Annotated in this window: 21 protein-coding genes; 12 read left to right on the top strand and 9 right to left on the bottom strand. The window is 72.6% G+C overall.

All coding sequences use genetic code 11. From position 1 onward, the window contains the following. Positions 1-38: 38 nt before the first annotated feature. The gene (phoU, locus tag ACVW2K_RS06165) at positions 39-695 is read right to left on the bottom strand and encodes a phosphate signaling complex protein PhoU (protein ID WP_457201919.1); all 657 of its coding nucleotides are present in this window, start codon (positions 693-695) and stop codon (positions 39-41) included. Between the two features lie 120 nt (positions 696-815). Between phoU and ACVW2K_RS06160 the strand changes: the two genes are divergently transcribed. The 4 genes from ACVW2K_RS06160 to ACVW2K_RS06145 all read left to right on the top strand — a co-directional run bounded on the left by ACVW2K_RS06160 (position 816) and on the right by ACVW2K_RS06145 (position 4,140). Next, positions 816-1,961, top strand: coding sequence for a sensor histidine kinase (locus ACVW2K_RS06160; protein WP_457201918.1), 1,146 nt, complete (start codon positions 816-818; stop codon positions 1,959-1,961). Further along, on the top strand, positions 1,958-2,635 hold the full coding sequence (locus ACVW2K_RS06155; protein WP_028636530.1) for a response regulator transcription factor: 678 nt from the start codon (positions 1,958-1,960) through the stop codon (positions 2,633-2,635). The genes ACVW2K_RS06160 and ACVW2K_RS06155 overlap by 4 nt, the downstream gene beginning before the upstream one ends. Positions 2,636-2,830: 195 nt before the next feature. Continuing rightward, on the top strand, positions 2,831-3,769 hold the full coding sequence (locus ACVW2K_RS06150; protein ID WP_457201917.1) for a DMT family transporter: 939 nt from the start codon (positions 2,831-2,833) through the stop codon (positions 3,767-3,769). A gap of 17 nt (positions 3,770-3,786) precedes the next feature. Continuing rightward, entirely contained in the window at positions 3,787-4,140 is a 354-nt protein-coding gene (locus ACVW2K_RS06145) for a DUF1304 domain-containing protein (RefSeq protein ID WP_028636532.1), read from the top strand. A 7-nt stretch (positions 4,141-4,147) separates the two neighbouring features. On the opposite strand, the gene ACVW2K_RS06140 is transcribed toward ACVW2K_RS06145, so the two are convergent. From ACVW2K_RS06140 to ACVW2K_RS06130, 3 genes are read right to left on the bottom strand one after another with little or no spacing between them, the layout of a single operon-like run. Further along, the gene (locus ACVW2K_RS06140; RefSeq protein WP_457201916.1) at positions 4,148-4,651 is read right to left on the bottom strand and encodes a YbjN domain-containing protein; all 504 of its coding nucleotides are present in this window, start codon (positions 4,649-4,651) and stop codon (positions 4,148-4,150) included. Further along, positions 4,648-5,913: a D-inositol-3-phosphate glycosyltransferase gene (gene mshA / locus ACVW2K_RS06135; RefSeq protein WP_457201915.1), complete on the bottom strand. Its 1,266-nt coding sequence runs from the start codon at positions 5,911-5,913 to the stop codon at positions 4,648-4,650. Before mshA ends, ACVW2K_RS06140 begins: the two co-directional genes overlap by 4 nt. A gap of 34 nt (positions 5,914-5,947) precedes the next feature. Further along, positions 5,948-6,286 carry a hypothetical protein gene (locus ACVW2K_RS06130; protein WP_457201914.1) on the bottom strand — a complete coding sequence of 113 codons (339 nt, stop codon included), beginning with the start codon at positions 6,284-6,286 and terminating at the stop codon, positions 5,948-5,950. A gap of 85 nt (positions 6,287-6,371) precedes the next feature. Between ACVW2K_RS06130 and ACVW2K_RS06125 the strand changes: the two genes are divergently transcribed. Both ACVW2K_RS06125 and ACVW2K_RS06120 read left to right on the top strand, forming a co-directional pair. Further along, positions 6,372-7,118 (top strand): SDR family NAD(P)-dependent oxidoreductase, encoded by a 747-nt coding sequence (locus ACVW2K_RS06125; protein ID WP_457201913.1) that lies wholly within the window; start codon positions 6,372-6,374, stop codon positions 7,116-7,118. A gap of 13 nt (positions 7,119-7,131) precedes the next feature. Further along, a complete protein-coding gene (locus tag ACVW2K_RS06120) occupies positions 7,132-7,821 on the top strand; it encodes an aspartate/glutamate racemase family protein (protein ID WP_028636537.1) in 690 nt (229 codons plus the stop codon). A gap of 4 nt (positions 7,822-7,825) precedes the next feature. Here the strand turns inward: ACVW2K_RS06120 and ACVW2K_RS06115 are convergent, their stop codons facing one another. The 4 genes from ACVW2K_RS06115 to ACVW2K_RS06100 all read right to left on the bottom strand — a co-directional run bounded on the left by ACVW2K_RS06115 (position 7,826) and on the right by ACVW2K_RS06100 (position 14,468). Beyond that, positions 7,826-9,055, bottom strand: a complete 1,230-nt coding sequence (locus tag ACVW2K_RS06115) for a protealysin inhibitor emfourin (protein WP_457201912.1) — start codon at positions 9,053-9,055, stop codon at positions 7,826-7,828. Between the two features lie 10 nt (positions 9,056-9,065). Beyond that, complete coding sequence (locus ACVW2K_RS06110; RefSeq protein WP_457201911.1) at positions 9,066-12,092, bottom strand: hypothetical protein; 3,027 nt, start codon at positions 12,090-12,092, stop codon at positions 9,066-9,068. 65 nt (positions 12,093-12,157) lie between these two features. Further along, entirely contained in the window at positions 12,158-12,628 is a 471-nt protein-coding gene (locus tag ACVW2K_RS06105; RefSeq protein WP_457201910.1) for a PPOX class F420-dependent oxidoreductase, read from the bottom strand. Between the two features lie 19 nt (positions 12,629-12,647). Then, positions 12,648-14,468 carry a hypothetical protein gene (locus ACVW2K_RS06100; RefSeq protein ID WP_457201909.1) on the bottom strand — a complete coding sequence of 607 codons (1,821 nt, stop codon included), beginning with the start codon at positions 14,466-14,468 and terminating at the stop codon, positions 12,648-12,650. Positions 14,469-14,720: 252 nt separating this feature from the next. On the opposite strand from ACVW2K_RS06100, the gene ACVW2K_RS06095 reads away from it, so the two are divergent. From ACVW2K_RS06095 to ACVW2K_RS06070, 6 genes are all read left to right on the top strand, one after another. After that, entirely contained in the window at positions 14,721-15,671 is a 951-nt protein-coding gene (locus ACVW2K_RS06095; protein ID WP_457201908.1) for a type IV toxin-antitoxin system AbiEi family antitoxin domain-containing protein, read from the top strand. Between the two features lie 155 nt (positions 15,672-15,826). Next, positions 15,827-17,716, top strand: a complete 1,890-nt coding sequence (gene typA, locus ACVW2K_RS06090) for a translational GTPase TypA (protein WP_028636543.1) — start codon at positions 15,827-15,829, stop codon at positions 17,714-17,716. A 15-nt stretch (positions 17,717-17,731) separates the two neighbouring features. After that, positions 17,732-18,223: a thioesterase family protein gene (locus ACVW2K_RS06085; RefSeq protein WP_051548825.1), complete on the top strand. Its 492-nt coding sequence runs from the start codon at positions 17,732-17,734 to the stop codon at positions 18,221-18,223. A gap of 55 nt (positions 18,224-18,278) precedes the next feature. Then, positions 18,279-18,929, top strand: a complete 651-nt coding sequence (locus tag ACVW2K_RS06080; RefSeq protein ID WP_051548827.1) for a hypothetical protein — start codon at positions 18,279-18,281, stop codon at positions 18,927-18,929. 2 nt (positions 18,930-18,931) lie between these two features. Beyond that, positions 18,932-19,414 carry an RDD family protein gene (locus tag ACVW2K_RS06075; RefSeq protein WP_457201907.1) on the top strand — a complete coding sequence of 161 codons (483 nt, stop codon included), beginning with the start codon at positions 18,932-18,934 and terminating at the stop codon, positions 19,412-19,414. Between the two features lie 18 nt (positions 19,415-19,432). Further along, positions 19,433-20,437: a TIGR03617 family F420-dependent LLM class oxidoreductase gene (locus ACVW2K_RS06070; protein WP_457201906.1), complete on the top strand. Its 1,005-nt coding sequence runs from the start codon at positions 19,433-19,435 to the stop codon at positions 20,435-20,437. Here the strand turns inward: ACVW2K_RS06070 and ACVW2K_RS06065 are convergent. Next, entirely contained in the window at positions 20,430-21,059 is a 630-nt protein-coding gene (locus tag ACVW2K_RS06065) for a hypothetical protein (protein ID WP_155991978.1), read from the bottom strand. The two genes, ACVW2K_RS06070 and ACVW2K_RS06065, sit on opposite strands and share 8 nt — an antisense overlap. Positions 21,060-21,066: the final 7 nt, after the last annotated feature.

Genomic DNA, 21,066 nt, shown 5'->3' with positions numbered 1-21,066 from the left:
AGCGTCGAGCGACGAAGTCGCTCGATGGTGCGCAACCGTCAGGCGCCGACCGAGGCAGGGTTCTCGCCGGTGACGACGAAGACGACCCGGTTCGCGACCGAGACGGCGTGGTCGGCGATCCTCTCGTAGTACCGGCCGAGCAGCGCCACGTCGATCGCGGCCTCGACGCCGTGCTCCCAGTCCGCGGAGAGCATCTCGGCGAAGGTGGTGCGCCGGAGGTGGTCCATCTCCTCGTCGGCGTGGACGAGGGACCGGGCCTCCTCGACATCGCGGTCGATGATCACCTTCGACACGCGACGCACCATGTCCTCCGCGACCTCGGCCATCCGCTCGATGGTCGGGCGCATCGGTCCCGGTACGGCGACGTTCGGCACGCGCAGGCGGGCGATCTTGGCGACGTGCACCGACAGGTCGCCCATCCGCTCGAGGTCGCTCACCATCCGCAGCGCCGCGACCACGACGCGCAGGTCGCTGGCGACGGGCTGCTGGAGCGAGAGCAGCAGGAACGCGGAGTCCTCGACCCGCTCCCGGGACCGGTCGATCTCGACGTCGCCGCTGATCACTCGCTCCGCGATCGCGGGGTCACCGCTGAGCAGCGCCTCGGTCGCGAGGCGGACGGACGTCTCGACGTCGCCGCAGATCCCCGCGAGATCGTGGAAGATCGCGTCGAGCTGTTCGTGGAAGGCCTCTCGCATGGGCCCGAGCCTAGGTGGGTCAGGTGTCCAGCCGAGGCCGCAGCGTGAACGCCGGGTGAATATCTGGTAGGTGGTCCTCACGTGGCGAGCTCCGGGCGACCTGGCTCGTACGATTGCGGTGTGGATCCGACGACGCAGGCGTTCCTCGCCGCGCTCATCGGAGCCGTTGTCGCCGGCGGCGCCGTGCTCGCGTGGCACGTGAGCGACCGCCAGCAGCACACCGCCGGACCCGTCGAGGAGCCGGTCGTCCCCGTCGGTGTCGCCGCCGTCCTCTCCGTGCTGCGCAGCAGCGCGGTCCTCGTCGACGACAGCGACGTCGTGCTCAAGGCCTCCGCGCCGGCGTACGCCATGGGCCTGGTGCGCGGCACCTCCCTGGCCTCGGCGGAGCTCGCCGAGCTGGTGCGCCAGGTACGCCGCGACGGCCAGATCCGCGAGACCGAGCTGCTGATGAGCCGTGCCGGCACGTCGGCGCGGCACGTGACCGCCCGCGTCGCGCCCCTGGGTGCCCGGATGGTGCTGGCGCTGGTCGAGGACCGGACGCGGGAGCGCCGCGTCGAGGCCGTGCGCCGCGACTTCGTCGCCAACGTCAGCCACGAGCTGAAGACCCCCGTCGGCGCGATCCGGCTGCTCGCCGAGGCCGTCCACGACGCGGCGGAGGACCCGGAGGCGGTCAAGCGGTTCTCCGACCGGATGCTGACCGAGAGCGACCGTCTCTCCAGGCTGGTGCAGCAGGTCATCGAGCTGTCCCGGCTCCAGGGCGACGAGCCGCTCGACGCGCCGATGCCGGTGGACGTCGACGAGGTCATCAAGATCGCCGTCGACACCAGCGCGATCGATGCGGACTCCAAGCGGATCTCGATCGTCTCCGGCGGCACGCCGCACCTGGAGGTCTTCGGGAACGAGGAGCAGGTGACGGCCGCGGTCGCGAACCTCGTGGCCAACGCCGTGTCGTACTCCGAGTGCGACGCCACCGTCCTGGTCTCGACCAAGAGCGACGGCGACATGGTCGAGGTCTCGGTCGTCGACCAGGGCATCGGCATCCCCGCCGGCGAGATCGACCGCATCTTCGAGCGGTTCTACCGGGTCGACCCGGCCCGGCACCGTTCCACCGGTGGCACCGGCCTCGGCCTGTCCATCGTCAAGCACGTCGCGGCCACCCACGGCGGGGAGGTCCGGGTGTGGTCCGTCGAGGGCCAGGGATCCACGTTCACCCTCACGCTCCCCCGACACATCTCGGCCCGAGAGATCCAGGAGGCAGGCCGATGACCCGCGTACTCGTCGTCGAGGACGAAGAGAGCTACAGCGACGCTCTCGCGTACATGCTGCGCAAGGAGGGCTACGAGGTCGCGATCGCGGCGGACGGCAATGCCGCGCTGATCGAGTTCGACCGCAACGGTGCCGACATCGTGCTGCTCGACCTGATGCTGCCGGGCCTGCCCGGCACGGAGGTGTGCCGCCAGATCCGGCAGACGTCGAGCGTGCCGGTGATCATGGTCAGCGCCAAGGACGACGAGGTCGACAAGGTGGTGGGCCTCGAGCTCGGCGCCGACGACTACGTCACCAAGCCGTACTCACCCCGGGAGCTGGTCGCCCGGATCCGGGCCGTGCTGCGGCGCGGCCAGGAGCCCGACCTGGCGCCCGCGACCCTCGAAGCCGGGCCGGTGCGGATGGACGTCGAGCGGCACGTGGTGACCGTGGACGGTGCCGCGCAGCGGCTGCCGCTCAAGGAGTTCGAGCTGCTGGAGATGTTCCTGCGCAACCCCGGGCGCGTGCTCACCCGCGGCCAGCTCATCGACCGCGTGTGGGGCTCCGACTACGTCGGCGACACCAAGACCCTGGACGTGCACGTGAAGCGGCTGCGGGCCAAGATCGAGCCGGACCCCAGCGAGCCGAAGTACCTCGTCACCGTCCGCGGGCTCGGCTACAAGCTCGACCTCTGATCTCGGGGCGGGCGGTTGGCGGGATCCCCGGCTAACCGGGGATGTTGGCGCTTGGCGGGCATTGCAACGCCCCAAAAGCGAGGGGATCCCCGGTTGACCGGGGATCCCTGTGACGGGTGGGACTGGCAGCAAGTCGCGGATACGCGTCCGATTTCCGCGTGTCTGGTGTCGGTGGTGATCCCTAGGCTGGCTCCTGTGACCAGTACGACGACCCCGCCCTCCGCCCCCGACACCAACACGCCACCGGCCTGGCTGCCGGTGACGGCGGTCGCGGTGACGCTGGCGTTCTGGGCGTCGGCGTTCGTCGCGATCCGCCACCTCGCGGACGACTTCTCCCCCGGCGCGCTGAGCCTCGGCCGGCTCGCGGTCGGCGCGGTGTGCCTGGGCGTCGTGGCGCTCAGCCGCGGCCTGCCGCGCCCCACCGGCCGGCAGTGGGTGTCGATCCTGAGCATCGGCGTGCTGTGGTTCGGCGTCTACAACGTCGCGCTCAACGCCGGCGAGCGCCGGGTCGACGCCGGCACGGCCGCGATGCTCATCCAGGTGTCCCCGGTGCTGATCGCGCTGCTGGCCGCGGTGTTCCTCGACGAGCGGTTCACGCTCTACCTCGGCCTGGGACTGGCGCTGGCGTTCGCCGGCGTCGGCCTGATCAGCCTCTCGATGACCGGCAGCGGGGGCAACGACGTGGTCGGGGTGCTCCTCTGCCTGCTGTCCGCGGTCGTCTACTCCGTCAGCCTGATCCTCCAGAAGCCGCTGGTCGCCAGGCTCCCCGCCATCCACGTCGTCTGGCTCGCGTGCACGGTCGGCGCGGTCGTCTGCCTGCCGTTCACGCCGACGTTCCTCGACGAGGCCGCGGACGCGCCGGCGTCCTCGCTCGTGTGGATCGTCTACCTCGGCGTGTTCCCGACCGCGATCGCGTTCACGACCTACGCCTACGCGCTGCGCCACATGAGCGCCAGCAGCCTCGGGGTCACGACCTACCTGGTCCCGCCGATCACGATCGTGATGGGCCTGGTCTTCCTCGACGAGGCGCCGCCCGCGATGGCGTACGTCGGGGGTGCGCTCGCGCTCGTCGGCGTCGCCGTCGCCCGGCGCAAGCCGCGCACCGTCGCCGACGAGGTCTCGCCGCCCGCCTGACCTGCCATGATGCGCGGGTGGACGTCGTCGCGTACGCGCTGGCCGGTCTCGTCGCGGCCCTGCACCTGTACTTCCTGGTCCTGGAGATGTTCCTGTGGAACAAGCCCGCCGGGCGGAAGGCCTTCGGGCTCGACCCGGAGTTCGCCGACGAGACGAAGGTGCTGGCCGCGAACCAGGGCCTCTACAACGGCTTCCTGGTCGCCGGCCTGGTGTGGGGCATCGCCGGCCAGCGCGACGACGTGCTGGCGTTCTTCCTGGCCTGCGTCGTGGTGGCCGGCGTGTTCGGCGCCGTGACGGTCAGCACCCGCGTGCTGTTCGTGCAGGCGGTCCCGGCAGTGCTCGCGCTCGGGGCCCTCGCCCTCGCCCAGTGATCCCCCGCTACGAGGGGTCGATGCCGGACTCGAGCCAGCCGCGGAACGCCTCGAGGTTGTGGGTCGGCTCGCCGCGGAGCTTGCGCCACTCCCACTCCTTGCGGATCGAGGAGGCGAAGCCGAGCTCGAGGATCGCGTTGAACGACTCGTCGGCGTAGGTCAGCACCGAGCCGAGCAGCCGGTCCAGCTCGTCGGGCGTGACCGCCGCGAGCGGCAGCCGGCCGTCGAGGTAGATGTCGCCGAGCCGGTCGACGGCGAAGGCCACGCCGTACATGCGCAGGTTCCGCTCCAGCAGCCAGCGGTAGACGCGCTCATGGTTCTCGTCCGGTTTGCGGCACACGAACGCGTGCACCCCCAGCGCGTGCGATCCGACGTCGAGGCGGACCGCGATCTGCAGCTTCTTCTCGCCGGGCAGCGAGAAGGAGAACACGCCGTCGGCGACCTCCTCGAACTCCACCTCACTCGCGGCGAGGTGGTCGCGGATCACCTGCTGCGGATCGGATGAGCTCACACGGTCTCCCTGAGGTCGGCCCGGGCTCGACCGTAGACCTCCAGGACGCGCTCCGCGGTGCGCTCCCACGAGAACCGCCGGGCCTGCTCCAGGGCGCCCGCCTCGAGGCGGACGCGCAGCGCGTCGTCCTCGACCACCCGCCGCAGCGCGTCGGCCCAGGCGACCGGGTCGTGCCCGTCGACGAGCAGGCCGCTGCGGCCGTCGCGGACCACGGTCGTCAGGCCACCCACGGCGGCCGCGACCACCGGCGTGCCGGTCGCCTGGGCCTCGACGGCGACCAGGCCGAAGGACTCGTTGTACGACGGGACCGCGACGAGCGTCGCGGCTGCGCACCATCGCGCCAGCTCGTCCTGGGCGACCGGCGGGACGAACCGCACCACGTCCTCCAGGCCCAGCTCGCGGGACAGCTGGGCCAGCGACTCGGGGTGCTCGAGCCCGCTGCCGGACGGGCCGCCGACGACCGGCACCACCAGGCGCGAGCGCAGCGACGGCGTACGCCGCAGCAGCTCGGCGACCGCGCGCAGCAGCACGTCGGGCGCCTTGAGCGGCTGGATGCGGCCCGCGAACAGCAGCACCGCCGCGTCGGCGGGCAGACCCAGCCGGGCGCGCACCGTGGCCCGGTCCTGCGGACGGAACACGTCGAGGTCCACCCCGGGGTGGACCACCTCGACCCGCGACGGGTCGGCGTCGTACAGGTTGATCAGCTGCTTGGCCTCGAGGTCGGTGTTCGCGATCAGCATGTCCGCGGCCTCGACCACCTGCTCCTCGCCGATGATCCGGGCGAGTGGCTCGGGGGTGTCACCGGCGGCGAGCGCCTCGTTCTTGACCTTGGCCATCGTGTGCATCGTGTGCACCAGCGGCACGCCCCAGCGGTCGCGGGCGAGCGCCCCGACCTGTCCGGAGAGCCAGTAGTGCGAGTGCACGACGTCGTAGTGGCCCTCGGGCTGCGCGGCCTCGGCGCGCAGCACCTCGCGCGCGAACGCGCAGAGCTGGCCGGGCAGCTCGGCCTTGGTCAGCCCCTCGAACGGGCCGGCGTGCACGTGCCGCACCGTCACCCCGTCGCAGGCGGGTACGACGGGGTCGAGCGCGGAGCTCGTCGAGCGGGTGAAGATGTCGACCTCGATGCCCCGGGCGGCCAGCCGTCGGGACAGCTCGATCACGTAGACGTTCATGCCGCCGGCGTCACCCGTGCCCGGCTGGTCCAGCGGGGACGTGTGCAGGCTGATCATCGCCACCCGCCGGATCGACTCGTCCACGACCATGGAGAACATCCGACCGGTCCGGTTGATTCCCGCCTCAGGCGGCGTGGGAGCCGCGGGACCGTGCGACCGGCTCCGGCCGGCGCGCGAGCGCGGCCACGGACACGACCACCGCCGCGACGCCGGCGACCGCCAGCACGCCCTGGTCGTCGAGGCTGTCCCGGAGCACCTGGAGCACCGAGCCCAAGAGCGCGAGGAAGCAGACGGCGACCAGGCAGCGCAGCCACACCGCGCTCCGGCTCACCAGGCCGGCGCCGGCACCGAGGACGGCCACCGCCAGCAGCACCGCGCCCGGCCACGCCAGGGCGTCCACCCAGGGGGCGACGACCCAGCACAGCCCGCCGAGCAGGCCGGCCACCGCAGCCGCTGCACGCATCGCACCCACCTCCTCCGAGCAAGGACACGGTCGGGATCGCGGGTCAGTGTGCCACGGCATCCCGGGCCCGACCAGAATGGCGCCCATGGACCAGACCCGCACCGCCGTCGTGACCGGGGCGAGCAGCGGCATCGGCGCCGCCACCGCCCGCCACCTCGCCCGCGCCGGGTTCCACGTGTTCTGCGCCGCCCGGCGTACCGACCGGATCGAGGCGCTCGCCGCCGAGATCGGGGGTACGCCGGTCGCCTGCGACGTCACCGACGAGCAGTCGGTCGTGGGGCTGGCGCGGGCCGTCGGGGACCGGCTCGACCTGCTCGTCAACAACGCCGGCGGCGCGTTCGGGTCCGGGCCGGTGGCCGAGGCGGACAGCGACGACTGGCGCCGCACCTTCGACGTCAACGTGATCGGCCTGGTGCAGGTGACCCGCGCGCTGCTGCCCGCGCTGCTGGCCAGCGGCGCCGGCACGATCCTCAACGTCGGGTCGACGGCGGGCCGGATCGCCTACGAGGGCGGCGCGAGCTACACGACCGCCAAGCACGGCACCCAGGTCGTCAACGAGACGCTCCGCCTCGAGCTCTACGACCGGCCGGTCCGCGTCATGGAGATCGCGCCCGGCATGGTGAAGACCGAGGAGTTCGGCCTGGTGCGCTTCAAGGGCGACCGGGAGAAGGCTGAGGCGGTGTACGCCGGCGTCGCCGAGCCGCTCACCGCCGACGACGTCGCCGAGACGATCACCTGGATGGCCACCCGGCCCCCGCACGTGAGCATCGACGAGCTGGTGATCCGGCCCAAGGCGCAGGCCGCCCAGCACAAGGTGCACCGCGTCGTCTGAGAGAGTGGCCCGCATGCAGACCATCGGACTCCTCGGCGGGATGAGCTGGGAGAGCAGCGCGGCCTACTACGAGGGCCTCAACCAGGCGGTCGAGCAGCGGGTCGGCGGTCTCGCCTCCGCGAAGACCGTGATGACGTCCGTCGACTTCGCCGAGGTCACCGCGCTCCAGGCCGAGGAGCGCTGGGACGAGGTCGCCGAGATCCTCGCGGGCGCGGCCCGCGGCGTCGAGGCGGCCGGTGCCGACTTCCTCCTGCTCTGCACGACGACGTTCCACCGGGTCGCGGACCAGGTCGCGGAGGCCGTCCAGATCCCGCTGCTGCACCTCGCCGACGTGGTCGCGGACGCGTGCCGGGCCCAGGGCCTGTCCGAGGTCGGGTTCCTCGGCACGACGTTCGCGATGTCGCGCTCGTTCTTCACCGACCGGATCGCCTCGCACGGCCTGACCGTGCACGTGCCCGACGAGCGGCACCACGAGACCGTGAACCGGGTGATCTACGAGGAGCTCGTGCACGGCAAGGTGCTCGACTCCTCGCGCCGGACCGTGGTCGGCCTCATCGACGAGCTCTGGGACGCCGGCGCCGGTGGCGTGATCCTCGGCTGCACCGAGCTGGAGCTGCTGGTCCGCCAGGCCGACGCCGACATCCCGGTCTTCCCGTGCACCACGCTGCACGTCGCGGCCGCCCTCGACCGCGCGCTCGCCTGACCGACTAGATCAGCAGCTCCGCGATCCGCGCGAGGTCGGGCGTGAGGTGCTGCTCCGCGACCCGAGCGCGCGACCCGCACAGGTCGAAGTCGTAGACGTACCGGTCCGGCTGCGGGTCACCGCCCGGCACCGTCGTGAGGTCGACCCGGTCGACGAGCCCCGACAGCTCCCGCGCCCGCGGGTCGTCACCGTCGAGGTCGACCTCGCCGCCGGCCCGCAATCCGCCGAACCCCCCGGTGCGGCGCACCGCCACCCGGCGGCCGCTCGCGACACCGACCTCCGACCACGCGCGGCGTACGGCGTCGGCGTGCCCGCCCGCCGCCGCCACCGTGGCGGCCGCGAACCCCGCGAAGTCGGTGTCCGGCCCCACCGCGCCGCCAGTCAGCGCGTCGTACCAGACCCGGCCCGCGCCCTCCCAGGTCGTGCCGCCGATGGCGACGGCGGCGAGCTGGAAGGCACGGTTCGGGATGCCGGAGTTGATGTGCACGCCGCCGTTGTCGTCGTCGGTGTCGACGTAGTCGGCGAGGTTGCCCACCTGCGGGTCCTTGCCGAGCGCGGGGTCGTCGTACGCCGTGCCGGGGTTCGCCATGTCGCGCAGGGCCCGTGCCCGGACGCCGGGCAGGAAGATGCCGGCCCCGATCAGCCAGTCGGCCTCCGCCGGCGACTGGCCCAGCAGCCGCTGCTTGAGGCAGGAGGCGAAGACGTCCGAGACCGACTCGTTCAGCGCACCGGGCTGGCCCTGGTAGCGCAGCCTCGCGGTGTGCTCGGTGACCGCGTGGGTGAGCTCGTGGCCCAGGACGTCCACCGGCCGGGTGAACCGTCCGAAGACCTTGCCGTCGCCGTCGCCGAAGACCAGCTGGGTGCCGTTCCAGAACGCGTTGTCGTAGTCGCTGCCGTAGTGGACGGTCAGGTCCACGCGCGCACCGCCGCCGTCGTACGACGCGCGGCCGTAGACGTCCGCGAACAGCGCGAGCGCCCCCGTGATGCCGTCGGCGGCCTCGTCCACGGCCGCGTCACCGGAGGCCGGCTCGCCGGCGGAGCGGACCGTGCGGCCGGGCAGGGTCGTGTCGTGGTCCGCGGCGTGCACGACCCAGGCCGGACCGCCCGGGGCCAGGGCCGTGCGGCCCTCGAGGTGCAGCGCGGTGCGTCGCCCCCGCAGCGTCTCGTCCAGGACGAGGCTCTCGGGGGCCACCCGGCTGAGCAGGTACGGCGGCACGAACCGGCAGTGCGTCACCCCGACAGTGTCACCACAGGTGCAGGCGAGCGGAAGGCTCGCGCACCACGATGGCGTCGGTGTACGCCGTCGGACCGGTGTCGAACCGGACGTAGACCGACCAGGACATCGGCAGCCCCGGGATCGAGCTCATCTCCCAGTCGTAGCTGCAGGTGCTGACCAGCGGGACCGTGGTGGCGTCGGAGAAGTCGCTGGCGTTCGAGATCGTCACGCTGGTGGCGCCGACGGGCGGGCGGACCGAGAGCTGCACGTCCGGCGTGGGGGTCTCCGTCGCACCGCCGTTGATCGTCACGCCGACGGCTCCGCTGCAGCTGTCCCCGCCGACCGGCGCGGACCGGGCCGCGCCCTTCCCGGAGCCGTTGCCCGCCACCACCACGCAGCGCAGCAGCTTGCCGGCGTCGGCGGCTCCGACCGTGTACGTCCGGCCGTTGGCGATGGTGTCACCGTTGCGCTGCCAGAGGTAGAGGTAGGTGATCACCGGGTCACCGGTCCAGGTGCCGGGGTCACAGGTGAGCACCTGCCCGACCGCGGCCGAGCCGGTGATCGCGGGCCGGGTCGCGCTCGCCGGTGCGTGCCCGGACGGCCCGGCGACCTGCGTGCCGGCCGACGTGGAGGCGGTGCTGCCGGAGTCGTTGACCGCGGTGACCGTGCACGTCAGTGTCTGGCCGACGTCCTCGGAGAGGACGACGTACTGGGGCGCGGCGGTCTGCGGGATGGGCGCGCCGTTGCGCGACCAGGAGTAGCGGTACGTCGACGGGTTCCCGGTCCAGGTCCCGGTGCCGCAGGTCAGGGCGGTGCCGACGACGCCGCTGCCGGTGACCGCCGGGACGGCCGTCGCGGTGGGGACGCCGGTCGAGCCGCCACCACCGCCGCTGCCCGGGACGGTGAGGGGGAAGGTCGCGAGGGCGCCCTTGCCGTAGCCATTTGCCACGACGACCAGGCAGACGAGCGCCTTCCCGGAGTCGGCCGACGTGACCGGGTACGTCGTGGCCGTCGCGCCGGCGACGTCCGCGCCGTCGCGCTGCCACTTCGTCGTGTAGACGAGCTCGGGGATGCCGCTCCAAGACCCGGCGTTGCAGGTGAGCGTCTGCCCCACCGCGGCCGTCCCGGTGATCGTGGGCGGCACGTCGTTCGACGGCGCGTGGCCGGACCAGCCCGTGACGGTCGCCGGGGCCGACGTCGCCGACACCGGGCCGGCGGGGTTGGACGCGGTGACGGTGCAGGCCAGGGTCCCGGAGAGGTCACCGGAGAGCACCGTGTACGTCGGCCAGGCCGCCCGCGCGATCGGCGTCCCGTTCAGCTTCCACTGGTAGGCGTAGGTGTTGCCGCTGCCGGTCCAGGTGCCCTGCGTGCAGCTCACGACGCTGCCCGGCGACGCGCCGCCGAGGACCTCGGGCGCCGCGGTGTTGGTGGGCAGGCCGGTCCCGATGACCACCGGGGCCGAGGTCGCGGGGCTGCTCGCCGCCGAGGTCGGCGTCGAGGCCGTGACGGTGCAGGTCAGGCTCTGGCCGTTGTCGGCGGCGACCACCGTGTAGGTGTTCGAGGCGCCGACCGGTGTCGTGCCGCGCTTCCACTGGTAGGTGAAGGTGTTGCCCGTGCCGGTCCACGTGCCCGGGTCGCAGGTGAGCACCTGCCCGACCGCGGGGCTGCCGGTGATCGTCGGGAGCACCGTGTTCGTCGGCCCGCCCGGGTCGCCGCCGCCGGCACCGACGGTCACGGCAGCCGAGTCCTTCACGGTGTTGCCGTTCGCGTTGCTGGCCCGCACCCGGCAGGTCAGCTTGGCGCCGTCGTCGTCCGCGACCACGACGTAGGAGAGGCTGGTGGCCGAGGGGATCGCCGTCCCGTCGCGCAGCCAGCTGTAGGAGTAGAGGACCAGGTCGCCGCCCTCGTCCCAGGTGCCCTTGTCGCACGTGAGTCCCTGACCGACCGCCGGCGTACCGAGGATTCTCGGGGCGGTGACGTTCGCCGGCCCGTCGCCGGTGCTGCCGCCGCCGCCGTTGCCACCGCCACCGCCGCCACCGTTGCCGCCACCGTCGCCGCCGCTGCCGCCGCTGCCGCCGCTGCCGTTGCCGGGCCGGACGCCCTTGGCCCAGAACGTGTAGCCGCCGGTGTCCCAGCGCTGGATCCGGTTGTTGTCGGTGTCGGCGATGAACAGGTTCCCCGACAGGCCGCCGCCGTCCTGCTCGTGCTGGGCGATGGCGCTCGGTCCGTTGAGGCGCCCCGCGGCGCGGCTGGCCCGCGGCGGGTGCCCCAGCGTGCGGTAGAGCGAGAAGTCGTGGTTGGCGTCCAGCAGGTAGAGCGCGTTGTTCGCCATGTCGCTGACGGTCAGCTGGCCGTACTTGTCGACCGCGAGGCCGGCGGGCGCCGGCTTCGCGCCGCCCGACGGCCGCCGGAGGGTGTAGGTGTGCGTGGGCCGCGAGGAGCTGCGCAGGGAGCCCGCCTTGAAGGCGAGCACCTTGCCCTGGTCGGGGACCGCGACGTACACGAACGCGGGGCGGCCGGCCTGCGGGCCGCCGTACGTGATGCCGCGCGGCCGGCCGGGCAGCCCGATGGTCGCGACCAGGTCACCGTTGCGCGCGTACACCGACATGCTGTCGTGGCAGCGGTTCGCGATGTAGACCCGGTTGCCGTTCGCGGTGATGCCGCCGTAGCGCGACGCCGGCGTGCTCGAGTCGCACGAGCGCACCGGGTCGTGGTCGAAGTGCGCCTGCACGCTCCCGGACGGGCCGAGGAGGGAGAACCCGGTCTCGTAGTCGACCCAGATGTCGCCGCCGTTCGTGACGAAGAGCCCGTCGACGGCCTCGTCCTGGTCCAGCGGTACGCCGCCCTTGAGCTTGCCGCTGGACGAGACGCGGACCAGCTTGCCACCGGTGGAGAAGCCGACGTACGACGTGCCGTTGGGCGCCACCCCGATCGCGGTGGGGCTGTCGGAGGTCGCGGCGCTGGCGGCGTCCGGGGTCGCCAAGCTCGCGGTCCCGAGCCCCGCGCAGATCATGGCAAGGCCGACAAGGCGACCCAGGGGGGCTTGGGCGCGCACGCGCCGAGACTAACCGGGCGAGGGCCGTCCGACGGACGGTCTGCGGGGGCTGACTGGACCGCTTTTCAGGCCGGCGCGCGGTCCGGCGGGAACCCGCCGGTCGCGACCGGGCCCCACCGGTCGACCGTGATCCGGATCAGCGACTTGCCCTGGCGGCGCATCGCCTCGCGGTACTCGTCCCAGTCGGAGTGCTCGCCGGCGATGCAGCGGAAGTACTCGACCAGGCCGTCCTCGGCCTCCCGGCCGGGCATGTCGAGCACCTCGGCGGTGCCGTCGACCTGGACCCACGCGTCGTCCCACTCGTCGGAGAGCACCAGCACGGTGGCGGCCGGGTCGCGGCGCAGGTTCGTCGCCTTGGCGCGGTCGGGGTACGTCGAGATCACGATCCGCCCGTCGGCGTCGACGCCGCCGGTCACCGGGGAGACCTGCGGCCGGCCGTCGGCGCGGGTGGTGACCAGGACCAGGTGGTGCCGGGTGCGGACGAAGTCCAGGAGCTGCTGGCGGTCGACGCGGTCGTTCGTGGCGATCCTCGGCATGCCGCCACTGTAGGCAGGCTCAGTGCCGGGGCACGACCGCCGCGGAGCTCGCCTGGTCGGACCCGGACGGGTTGGTGCCGGTGACCAGGCAGGTGAGCCGGTGACCGCGGTCGTCGCCGAGCACCTCGTACTGGTCCTTCTCGGAGCCGCCCAGCGCGGCGCCGTCGCGGCGCCACACGTAGCCGAGGACCGGGGCGTTCCGCCACCGGCCGGGGTCGCAGAAGAGCGCGGTGCCGACCTTGGCCTTCCCGACGATCCGGGGACGTGCGACGTTCTCGGGACGGCCGACGTGACCGGTGCCGCCGCTGCCGTCGTCGACGGCGACCGGGTCGCTGAGCGCGACCTTGCCGGCGCCGTTCCTGTTCACGGCCGCGACCCGGCAGGTCAGGTCGTGGTAGCGGTCGTTGTCGGTGACGAGGTACTCCGGCGCGTTGGTCCCCGGGAGCAGCTGCCCGTCGCGCAGCCAGCCGCGCAGGTACGACGTCGGGTGCCGGCCGGTCCACGTCCCGTTGCTGCACCGCAGCACCGAGCCGGACCGGGCGGTGCCGCTGATCGCCGGACGCTCGAGGACGTACGGCGGCGAGTGGGCTCCCGGGATCGGGAACGCCTCGCTCGAGGTGGGTGCGGAGCTCGCGCCGCTCGCGGCGTGCGCGGTCACCGTGCAGGCCAGCTCGGTGGACACGTCCGCCGACGTCACCGTGTGGTCGAGGTCGTGGGCGCCGGGGATCGGCAGCCCGCCGCGCAACCAGGCGACGTCGTACGACGCCAGGGCGGCGTCCCAGGTCCCCGGGTCGCAGCTGAGCACCCTCCCGGCGTACGGCTGCCCGGTGATGCGGGGCAGCCCGGCGTTGACCGGTGCACCGGGGTCGCCGGGCGGCTGGGCGTCGGCCATCCAGTCGGTGGTGCCGAGGTGGTCCCAGTGCTGGATCCGGCCGTTGCCGGTGTCGGCCACCCAGAAGCCGTCCCGGAAGCTGCCGTCGGCGTTGTCGAACGCGGTCGCCCGGTCGAGGTACCCGCGGTCCGACGCGGCGTCCGGCGGGTGGCCGAGGGTGCGGTAGTACCAGTAGTCCTCGGGGCCGTTGTAGAAGTGCACGGCGTTGTTGGCGACGTCGACGACGGCGAGCTGGCCCTTCTCGTCGGCGGCCAGCGGGCCCGGTGCCGGCTTGCGGTGGCCGGAGAACCGCTTGATCACCAGCGTGCGGGCGGGCTGCGGGTCCGAGCGCAGCGACGCGGTGTTGTAGGCGTAGACCTTGCCCGCGTCCGGCACCGACACGTACATCCGTGCGGGCAGGCCCTTCACCGCCGGCGCGAGGGCGACGTCCCGCGGGTACGCCGTGCCCGGGAGGTCGACGCTCGCCAGCAGCTGCCCGTCGTGGCGGTAGATGCCGACCGTCGCGACGCAGCGGCCGGCGACGTAGACCGCGTCCCCGGTGACCTCGAGGCCGCCGTACCGCGCGGGGTCGTGGGCGCGGTCCACCGAGCAGGACCCGCCCGCCTGGACCGCGAAGTGCGTGAGCACCGTGCCGTCGGTCGAGAGCTCCGACACGCTGGTGCCGTAGTCGACCCAGACGTTGCCGTCGGGCCCGACGTCGAGGCCCGTGACCGGCTCGTCCTGGTCGAGCGGCACCGAGCCGGCGTACTCACCGGTGGCGCTCAGGCGTAGCAGCCGGTCGCCGGCGGCGTACCCGACGTACGACGTGCCGTCGTCGGCGGCGGCCACCGCGATCGGCCGCCCGGTCGACACCGCGACGGCGGGCTCGGCGCGCAGCGCGACCAGGCCTCCGACCACCAACGTCGTCGCGAAGCCCCCCGTCAGCGCACGCCGCAGCGCTCCCCCCACGTGTCCGAGGGTAGGTGTCCGGCCGCTCTCCCCGTGGCGTTTTCCGTGAGGTCGCGGCCCGTCGGGTTTCTCCGGCTGACCGGAGAAACCCGACCGACACGCCGACGCGGTACGGCGTGTCGGTCGGCTTTCCCACGACAAGTTCCGGCGCGCCGGGCCGACTGCCGTCCACAGGAGGGTGCCGACGCACGGCTGTCCCCAGGTCCGGATCCGGCTCGGTACGGCGTCCCGGCATCGCGGGATCTCCACCCCATGATGAATTCACCCCGGATCGTCCTGCACGACGACAACCTGATGACCACTGCCGACCTGCTGGCGATGGGCTACCACGACAAGGCGATCGCCCGGCTCGTCAAGCGCGGGGAGCTCGTCCGGATCCGCCAGGGCGCCTACACCTACGCGGCGCACTGGGAGCAGCTCGAGGAGCGTGGCCGGCACGACCTGCTCTGCCGGGCGGTCCTCCGGAGGGCTGTCAAGCCCACCCTGTTGGCCGGGCCCACGGCCGCGCGCGTCCTCGGTGCGCCCACGTGGGACCTCGGCGAGGAGATCCACATCAACAGCGTCGATCGCAAGGCCGACCGACGCAACGCCGGACGTCGTCCCCATCGCGGAGACCTGCGCGTCGAGGACACCACGATCCGGTCGGGGCTCCCGGTGACCTCGGGCACCCGGACCGCGCTCGACCTGATCGAAATGACCGACGAGGAGCATGCCCTGGTGGTGATCGACGGACTGCTGCGCGCCGGCGAGACCACCCTCGGCCTGCTCGAACGGCGAGCCCCGGGCATGCGCTACGACCCGAGGTCCCTCGCCGTACCTGTCGTCCTCATGCATGCGGACGGTCGCCACGAGTCCGCCGGCGAGACGCGCACAGCGGTCATGCTCCGCCGAGCCAACCTGCCCAGACCAGACCCGCAGTACGCCGTCCGCGACGGCTCCGGCCGCGTCGTCGCCTGGCTCGACTTCGCGTGGCCGAAGCTCGGGGTGTTCCTCGAGTTCGACGGCAAGGAGAAATACCTCCGCCATCGCCGCCCGGGCGAGAGCGTCACTGACTGCGTGCTGCGCGAGAAACGGCGCGAGGAGCTGATCTGCGGCCTGACCGGCTGGCGCTGCATCCGGATCACCTGGGCCGATCTCTACCGGCCGCAGCTCGTCGTCGCTCGAATCGTGGCGGCGATGCGGGGCGAGAACTGGGTCGCCTGAAGCCGAGCTTGTCCGCCGAAACCCGACGGACACGCCGTGGGCTCTCGGCGTGTCCGTCGGGTTTCTCCGGCTGACCGGAGAAACCCGACGTGTCGGGCGTCACCCAACACCGACGATGAGGGCGCGGAGCGCCCCAACAACTAGACTCGATCCTCGTGCCTACCACCGCTCGCACCGATCTGCGCAACGTCGCCATCGTCGCCCACGTCGACCACGGCAAGACCACCCTCGTCGACGCGATGCTCCGTCAGGCGGGCGCGTTCACCGAGCACCAGGCCGAGAGCGTGGCCGAGCGGGTGATGGACTCCGGTGACCTCGAGCGCGAGAAGGGCATCACGATCCTCGCGAAGAACACCGCCGTGCACTACGCCGGACCGGCCGCCGAGGGCAAGCCGATGGTCATCAACATCATCGACACCCCCGGGCACGCCGACTTCGGCGGCGAGGTCGAGCGCGGCCTCTCGATGGTCGACGGGATCGTGCTGCTCGTCGACGCGTCCGAGGGCCCGCTGCCGCAGACCCGCTTCGTGCTCCGCAAGGCGCTGAACGCCGACATGCCGGTGATCCTCGTGGTCAACAAGACCGACCGTGGCGATGCCCGGATCGCCGAGGTCGTGGACGAGACCTACGAGCTGTTCATGGACCTGCTCGACGAGAGCCACAGCCAGGACGCGCTCGACTTCCCGGTCGTGTACGCCTCCGGCCGCGCCGGCGTCGCCGGCCTGACCGCCCCGGAGAACGGCGAGCTGCCGGACTCCGAGGACCTCGAGCCGCTGTTCAAGACGATCCTCGAGACGATCCCGGCCCCGACGTACACCGAGGGCGCGCCGCTGCAGGCGCACGTCACGAACCTCGACTCCTCGCCGTTCCTCGGCCGCCTCGCGCTGGTCCGCGTCCACGAGGGCAACCTGAAGAAGGGCCAGCAGGTCGCGTGGATGAAGCGCGACGGCACGATCAAGAACGTCAAGGTGACCGAGCTGCTCGTCACCGAGGGCCTCGAGCGCAAGCCGGGCGAGACCGCCGGTCCCGGCGACATCGTCGCGATCGCGGGCATCCCGGAGATCACCATCGGCGAGACCCTCGCCGACCCGGAGAACCCGGTCGCGCTGCCGCTCATCCACGTCGACGAGCCAGCGATCTCGATGACGATCGGCACCAACACCTCGCCGCTCGTCGGACGGGTCAAGGGCGCCAAGGTCACCGCCCGCCTCGTGAAGGACCGGCTCGACTCCGAGCTGGTCGGCAACGTCTCGCTGCGGATCCTCCCGACCGAGCGCCCCGACGCGTGGGAGGTGCAGGGCCGCGGCGAGCTGGCGCTGGCGATCCTCGTCGAGCAGATGCGCCGCGAGGGCTTCGAGCTCACCGTCGGCAAGCCGCAGGTCGTCACCAAGGAGATCGACGGCAAGGTCCACGAGCCGACGGAGCGGCTGACCATCGACGCCCCTGAGGAGTACCTCGGCGCGATCACCGAGCTGCTCGCCACCCGCAAGGGCCGGATGGAGCAGATGGTCAACCACGGCACCGGCTGGGTGCGGATGGAGTTCGTCGTGCCGGCGCGCGGCCTGATCGGCTTCCGCACCGAGTTCCTGACCGACACCCGCGGCACCGGCATCGCCCACCACATCTTCGAGGGCTACGAGCCCTGGGCCGGCGAGATCCGCTCGCGCAACAACGGCTCCCTGGTCGCGGACCGCAAGGGCGCGGCCACGGCGTACGCCATGACCTCGCTGCAGGAGCGCGGCGTGATGTTCGTCGAGCCGACCACCGAGGTCTACGAGGGCATGATCGTCGGCGAGAACTCCCGCGCCGACGACATGGACGTCAACATCACCAAGGAGAAGCAGCAGACCAACATCCGGTCCGCGACCTCCGACAACTTCGAGAAGCTGATCCCGCCGCGCAAGCTCTCCCTCGAGCAGTGCCTGGAGTTCTGCCGCGACGACGAGTGCGTCGAGGTCACGCCCGAGCAGGTCCGGATCCGCAAGGTGATCCTCGACCAGAACGAGCGCGCGAAGATCGCCGCGCGGGCGCGCAAGTCGAAGTAGGTAGGGTCGCCCACCGTGAGCCACCCCACCTACGACCAGCTGGTCGACCTCCCGGCGTACGTCGAGCAGCCGGTGCCGATCGCGTTCGAGGACGTCAACGGGCACCTCAACGTGCGGCACTACACCGGCATCGCGAGCGAGGGCCTCGACGAGTCGCTGGTGCCCCTCGGGATCCCGCAGAGCTGGCCGGCGCAAGGCCACGCCTGCTTCTCGGCCGAACACCACCTCACCTACCTCGCCGAGCTGCGGACCGGCGACCGGATGTCGTCCCGGGTGCGGCTGCTGGGCCGGTCGGAGCGGGCGGCGCACGCGCTGGTCTACCTGCTCGACGACACCCACCGGCGGCTGAGCTACGTCATGGAGGAGGTCTTCCTCCACATCGACATGGCGACCCGGCGTACGGCGCCGTGGCCGGAGGACGTCGCGGCGGCGCTGGACAAGCGCATCGCCGAGGACGGCGCGCTCCCCTGGGACGCGGACACCAAGGGCTGCCTGAAGCTGCGCTGAGGCTCACCCGTCTCCGGTGAGGCGGCGGGCCGCCCTCCGGGGCGACACTGCGGGCGTGACCGTCCCCGTGCGACGGCTGCCCGACGACGCGGCGGCCGCGTTGACCGCAGTCGACCTCGTGGTCGGCGCCGTCGCGGTCACGGCGCACCTCGCGGAGTCGACGATCCGCACCCTGCGCCTCGCACCGCTGGTCGCGCGGGGCGCCCGCCCGTTCCTCGACATCGGCCGGACCGTGCGCGAGCGCGTCGTCCGCGAGGCCGACGCGCTCCTGCCGTTCCTCGTCAACGCGGCGGTACGGCGGTACGTCGACGTGGACGGCCTCGTCGCGACCGTCGACCTCGACGCGGTCGCGCAACGCCTCGACGTCGAGGCCGTGATCGAGCGGGTCGATCTGAACGCGGTGGCCGCGCGGATCGACGTCGAGGCGATCCTCGACCGCCTCGACCTGACCGACACGGTGCTGACCCGCGTCGACATGAAGGTCGTGATCGACCAGGTGCTGGCCCAGATGGACCTGCCGGTCCTCGTCGAGGGCGTGCTCGACGAGATCGACCTGCCCGACATCATCCGCGGCTCCACCGGCGCGATGGCGTCCGAGACCGTCCGGGGCGTCCGGACCCAGGGCGTGAACGCGGACGAGGCGGTCACCCGCGTCATCGACCGCCTCCTGATGCGGCACCGGCCCCTGACCGACGGGGTCGAGTGAGCATGTCCGACCACGAGCTGTCCGCGATCCCCAAGGACGCGCGCGCCTTCCAGGGGCACCGCGCCGGCATCGTGACCCGGGTGGTCGCCGCGGCGATCGACAGTGCCCTGGTCGGCCTGGTGCTGGTCGCGGCGTACCTCGGCTTCGCCGGGCTCGTCTTCCTCGTCGATCCCCGCGGCTTCACGTTCCCCGACACGAAGCTGTTCCGGAGCCTGTTGATCGGCGCCCTGGTGCTCGGTCTCTACCTCACCGTCGCGTGGGCGGCCGGCGGCCGGACCTACGGCAACCTCCTGATGGGCCTGCGGGTCGTCGGCGTGTACGGCGGCGACGTCGGCTGGGTCCGGGCGCTGCTGCGCGCGGCGTTCTACGTGCTGTTCCCGATCGGGCTGCTCTGGGTCGTGCTCGACCCGCGGCAGCGCTCCATCCAGGACCGGGTGCTGGCGACGTCGGTCGTCTACGACTGGCAGCCCCACAAGCCGCGCTGACTCCGACACAATCGACCCGTGCTCCTCGACGTCCAGCTCGACGCCCGTCCGGACCTCGCCGCGGACCGCGCCCGCGACCTGGTCGCCGCCGGGGTCGCGGGACTGTTCACGTTCGAGGGACCGCACGACGTGTTCCTCCCGCTGGCCGCGGCGGCGGGAGCGGTCCGGACGGACCTGATGACCAACGTCGCGATCGCGATCCCGCGCAGCCCGATGCATCTCGCGCACACGGCGTACGACCTCCAGCTGATGTCGGGCGGCCGGTTCCGCCTCGGGCTCGGGTCGCAGGTCAAGCCGCACATCGAGCACCGGTACGGCGCCACGTGGAGCCGGCCCGCGGACCGGATGCGGGAGACCGTGCAGGCCGTGAAGGCGATCCTCCGCTCCTGGCAGCACGGCACCCGCCTCGACTTCCGCGGGGAGTTCACGCGGCACACGCTGATGCCGCCGACGTTCGTCCCCGGCCCGAGCCCGTACGGCGTCCCGCCGGTGCTGCTGGGCGCCCTCGGACCGCTGATGACCCGCACCGCGGCGGAGGTCGCCGACGGGCTGCTGGTGATGCCGTTCCACAGCCACCGGCACTTCCGGGAGCGCACGCTGCCCGCCGTCGACGCCGGGCTGGAGGCGGCCGGCCGCAGCCGGGACGGCTTCGCGATCCTGCCGCAGGCGATCGTCGCCATGGGGCGCACCGAGGAGGAGCTCGCGGCCGCCTCGACGGGCGTGCGCGGCCTGCTGGCGTTCTACGGCTCGACCCCGGCGTACCGCCCCGTGCTCGACGTCGAGGGCTGGGCGGAGGTGCAGCCCGAGCTCAACCGGCTGTCCAAGGAGGGCGACTGGGAGTCGATGCTCGGACTGGTGACCGACGAGATGCTGACGACGCTCGCGGTCCGCGGCACGCCGGAGGAGTGCGCGGCCGAGATCGAGCGCCGGTTCGGCGACGTGGCGGAGCGGGTCTGCGCCTACTTCCCCGGGTACGACGCGCCGCTCGACCAGGTGGGCGACCTGGCCGCTGCGCTCAGGTGAGGCGCCGGCGGTTCTGCGGCGACGTCGCCTGGATGGCCACGCCGGCGAACCCGAGCACGAGCAGCAGCACGGTCGCCTTGGAGAGGTACTCCGGCAGCAGGCCGGAGATCGGGAACGTCAGCGCGTGCGCGATCAGCGCGAACGGCACCCACCGGGGCGTGGTCCCCGCGCGCAGCAGCGCGATCGCCAGCAGCACCTCGCCGAGGTAGAGGCCGGCGAGCCAGGCGTACAGGAAGATCGCGAGGCCGGCGTCGGACGCGACGTCGTCGAGGCCCTGGGCCTGGATGGTCTGGGTGTTCACCAGCGCCCGGAAGAAGCCCATCAGCATCGCGAAGCCCGCGGTCCCGATGAAGCCGACCTCCAGGACCACCGCGGCGATGACGCCGATCGTCCAGCCGCGGCGCTGGCACAGCGTCATGATCGCGGGCAGTCCGAGGGACAGGCAGATCGAGGAGATGAACAGGACGACCGCGGCCGCCATCCACTGGCCGCCCTGCTCCTGCACGATCCGCAGGGACTCCGCCGAGCTGTCGGACTGGGGCAGCAGGAAGCCACCGAGGCCCAGCGCGAGCGCCCCGGTGAGCAACAGCGCCGCCGACACCGGCAGCCAGTCCATCCGCACGAGCCGA

It is taken from the genome of Nocardioides sp. HB32 (assembly GCF_054058995.1).
The sequence above is the reverse complement of the archived record's forward strand: the minus strand, read 5'-3'. Positions and strand labels throughout refer to the sequence as shown.

What these genes read in the sequence shown, in the direction of transcription:
- ACVW2K_RS06130 (WP_457201914.1), bottom strand. Translation starts at nt 6,286, where the DNA reads ATGCGTGCAGCGGCTGCGGTGGCCGGCCTGCTCGGCGGGCTGTGCTGG.
- ACVW2K_RS06095 (WP_457201908.1), top strand. Translation starts at nt 14,721, where the DNA reads ATGATGAATTCACCCCGGATCGTCCTGCACGACGACAACCTGATGACC.
- mshA (WP_457201915.1), bottom strand. Translation starts at nt 5,913, where the DNA reads ATGGTCGTGGACGAGTCGATCCGGCGGGTGGCGATGATCAGCCTGCAC.
- ACVW2K_RS06105 (WP_457201910.1), bottom strand. Translation starts at nt 12,628, where the DNA reads ATGCCGAGGATCGCCACGAACGACCGCGTCGACCGCCAGCAGCTCCTG.
- phoU (WP_457201919.1), bottom strand. Translation starts at nt 695, where the DNA reads ATGCGAGAGGCCTTCCACGAACAGCTCGACGCGATCTTCCACGATCTC.
- ACVW2K_RS06155 (WP_028636530.1), top strand. Translation starts at nt 1,958, where the DNA reads ATGACCCGCGTACTCGTCGTCGAGGACGAAGAGAGCTACAGCGACGCT.
- ACVW2K_RS06125 (WP_457201913.1), top strand. Translation starts at nt 6,372, where the DNA reads ATGGACCAGACCCGCACCGCCGTCGTGACCGGGGCGAGCAGCGGCATC.
- ACVW2K_RS06120 (WP_028636537.1), top strand. Translation starts at nt 7,132, where the DNA reads ATGCAGACCATCGGACTCCTCGGCGGGATGAGCTGGGAGAGCAGCGCG.
- ACVW2K_RS06075 (WP_457201907.1), top strand. Translation starts at nt 18,932, where the DNA reads ATGTCCGACCACGAGCTGTCCGCGATCCCCAAGGACGCGCGCGCCTTC.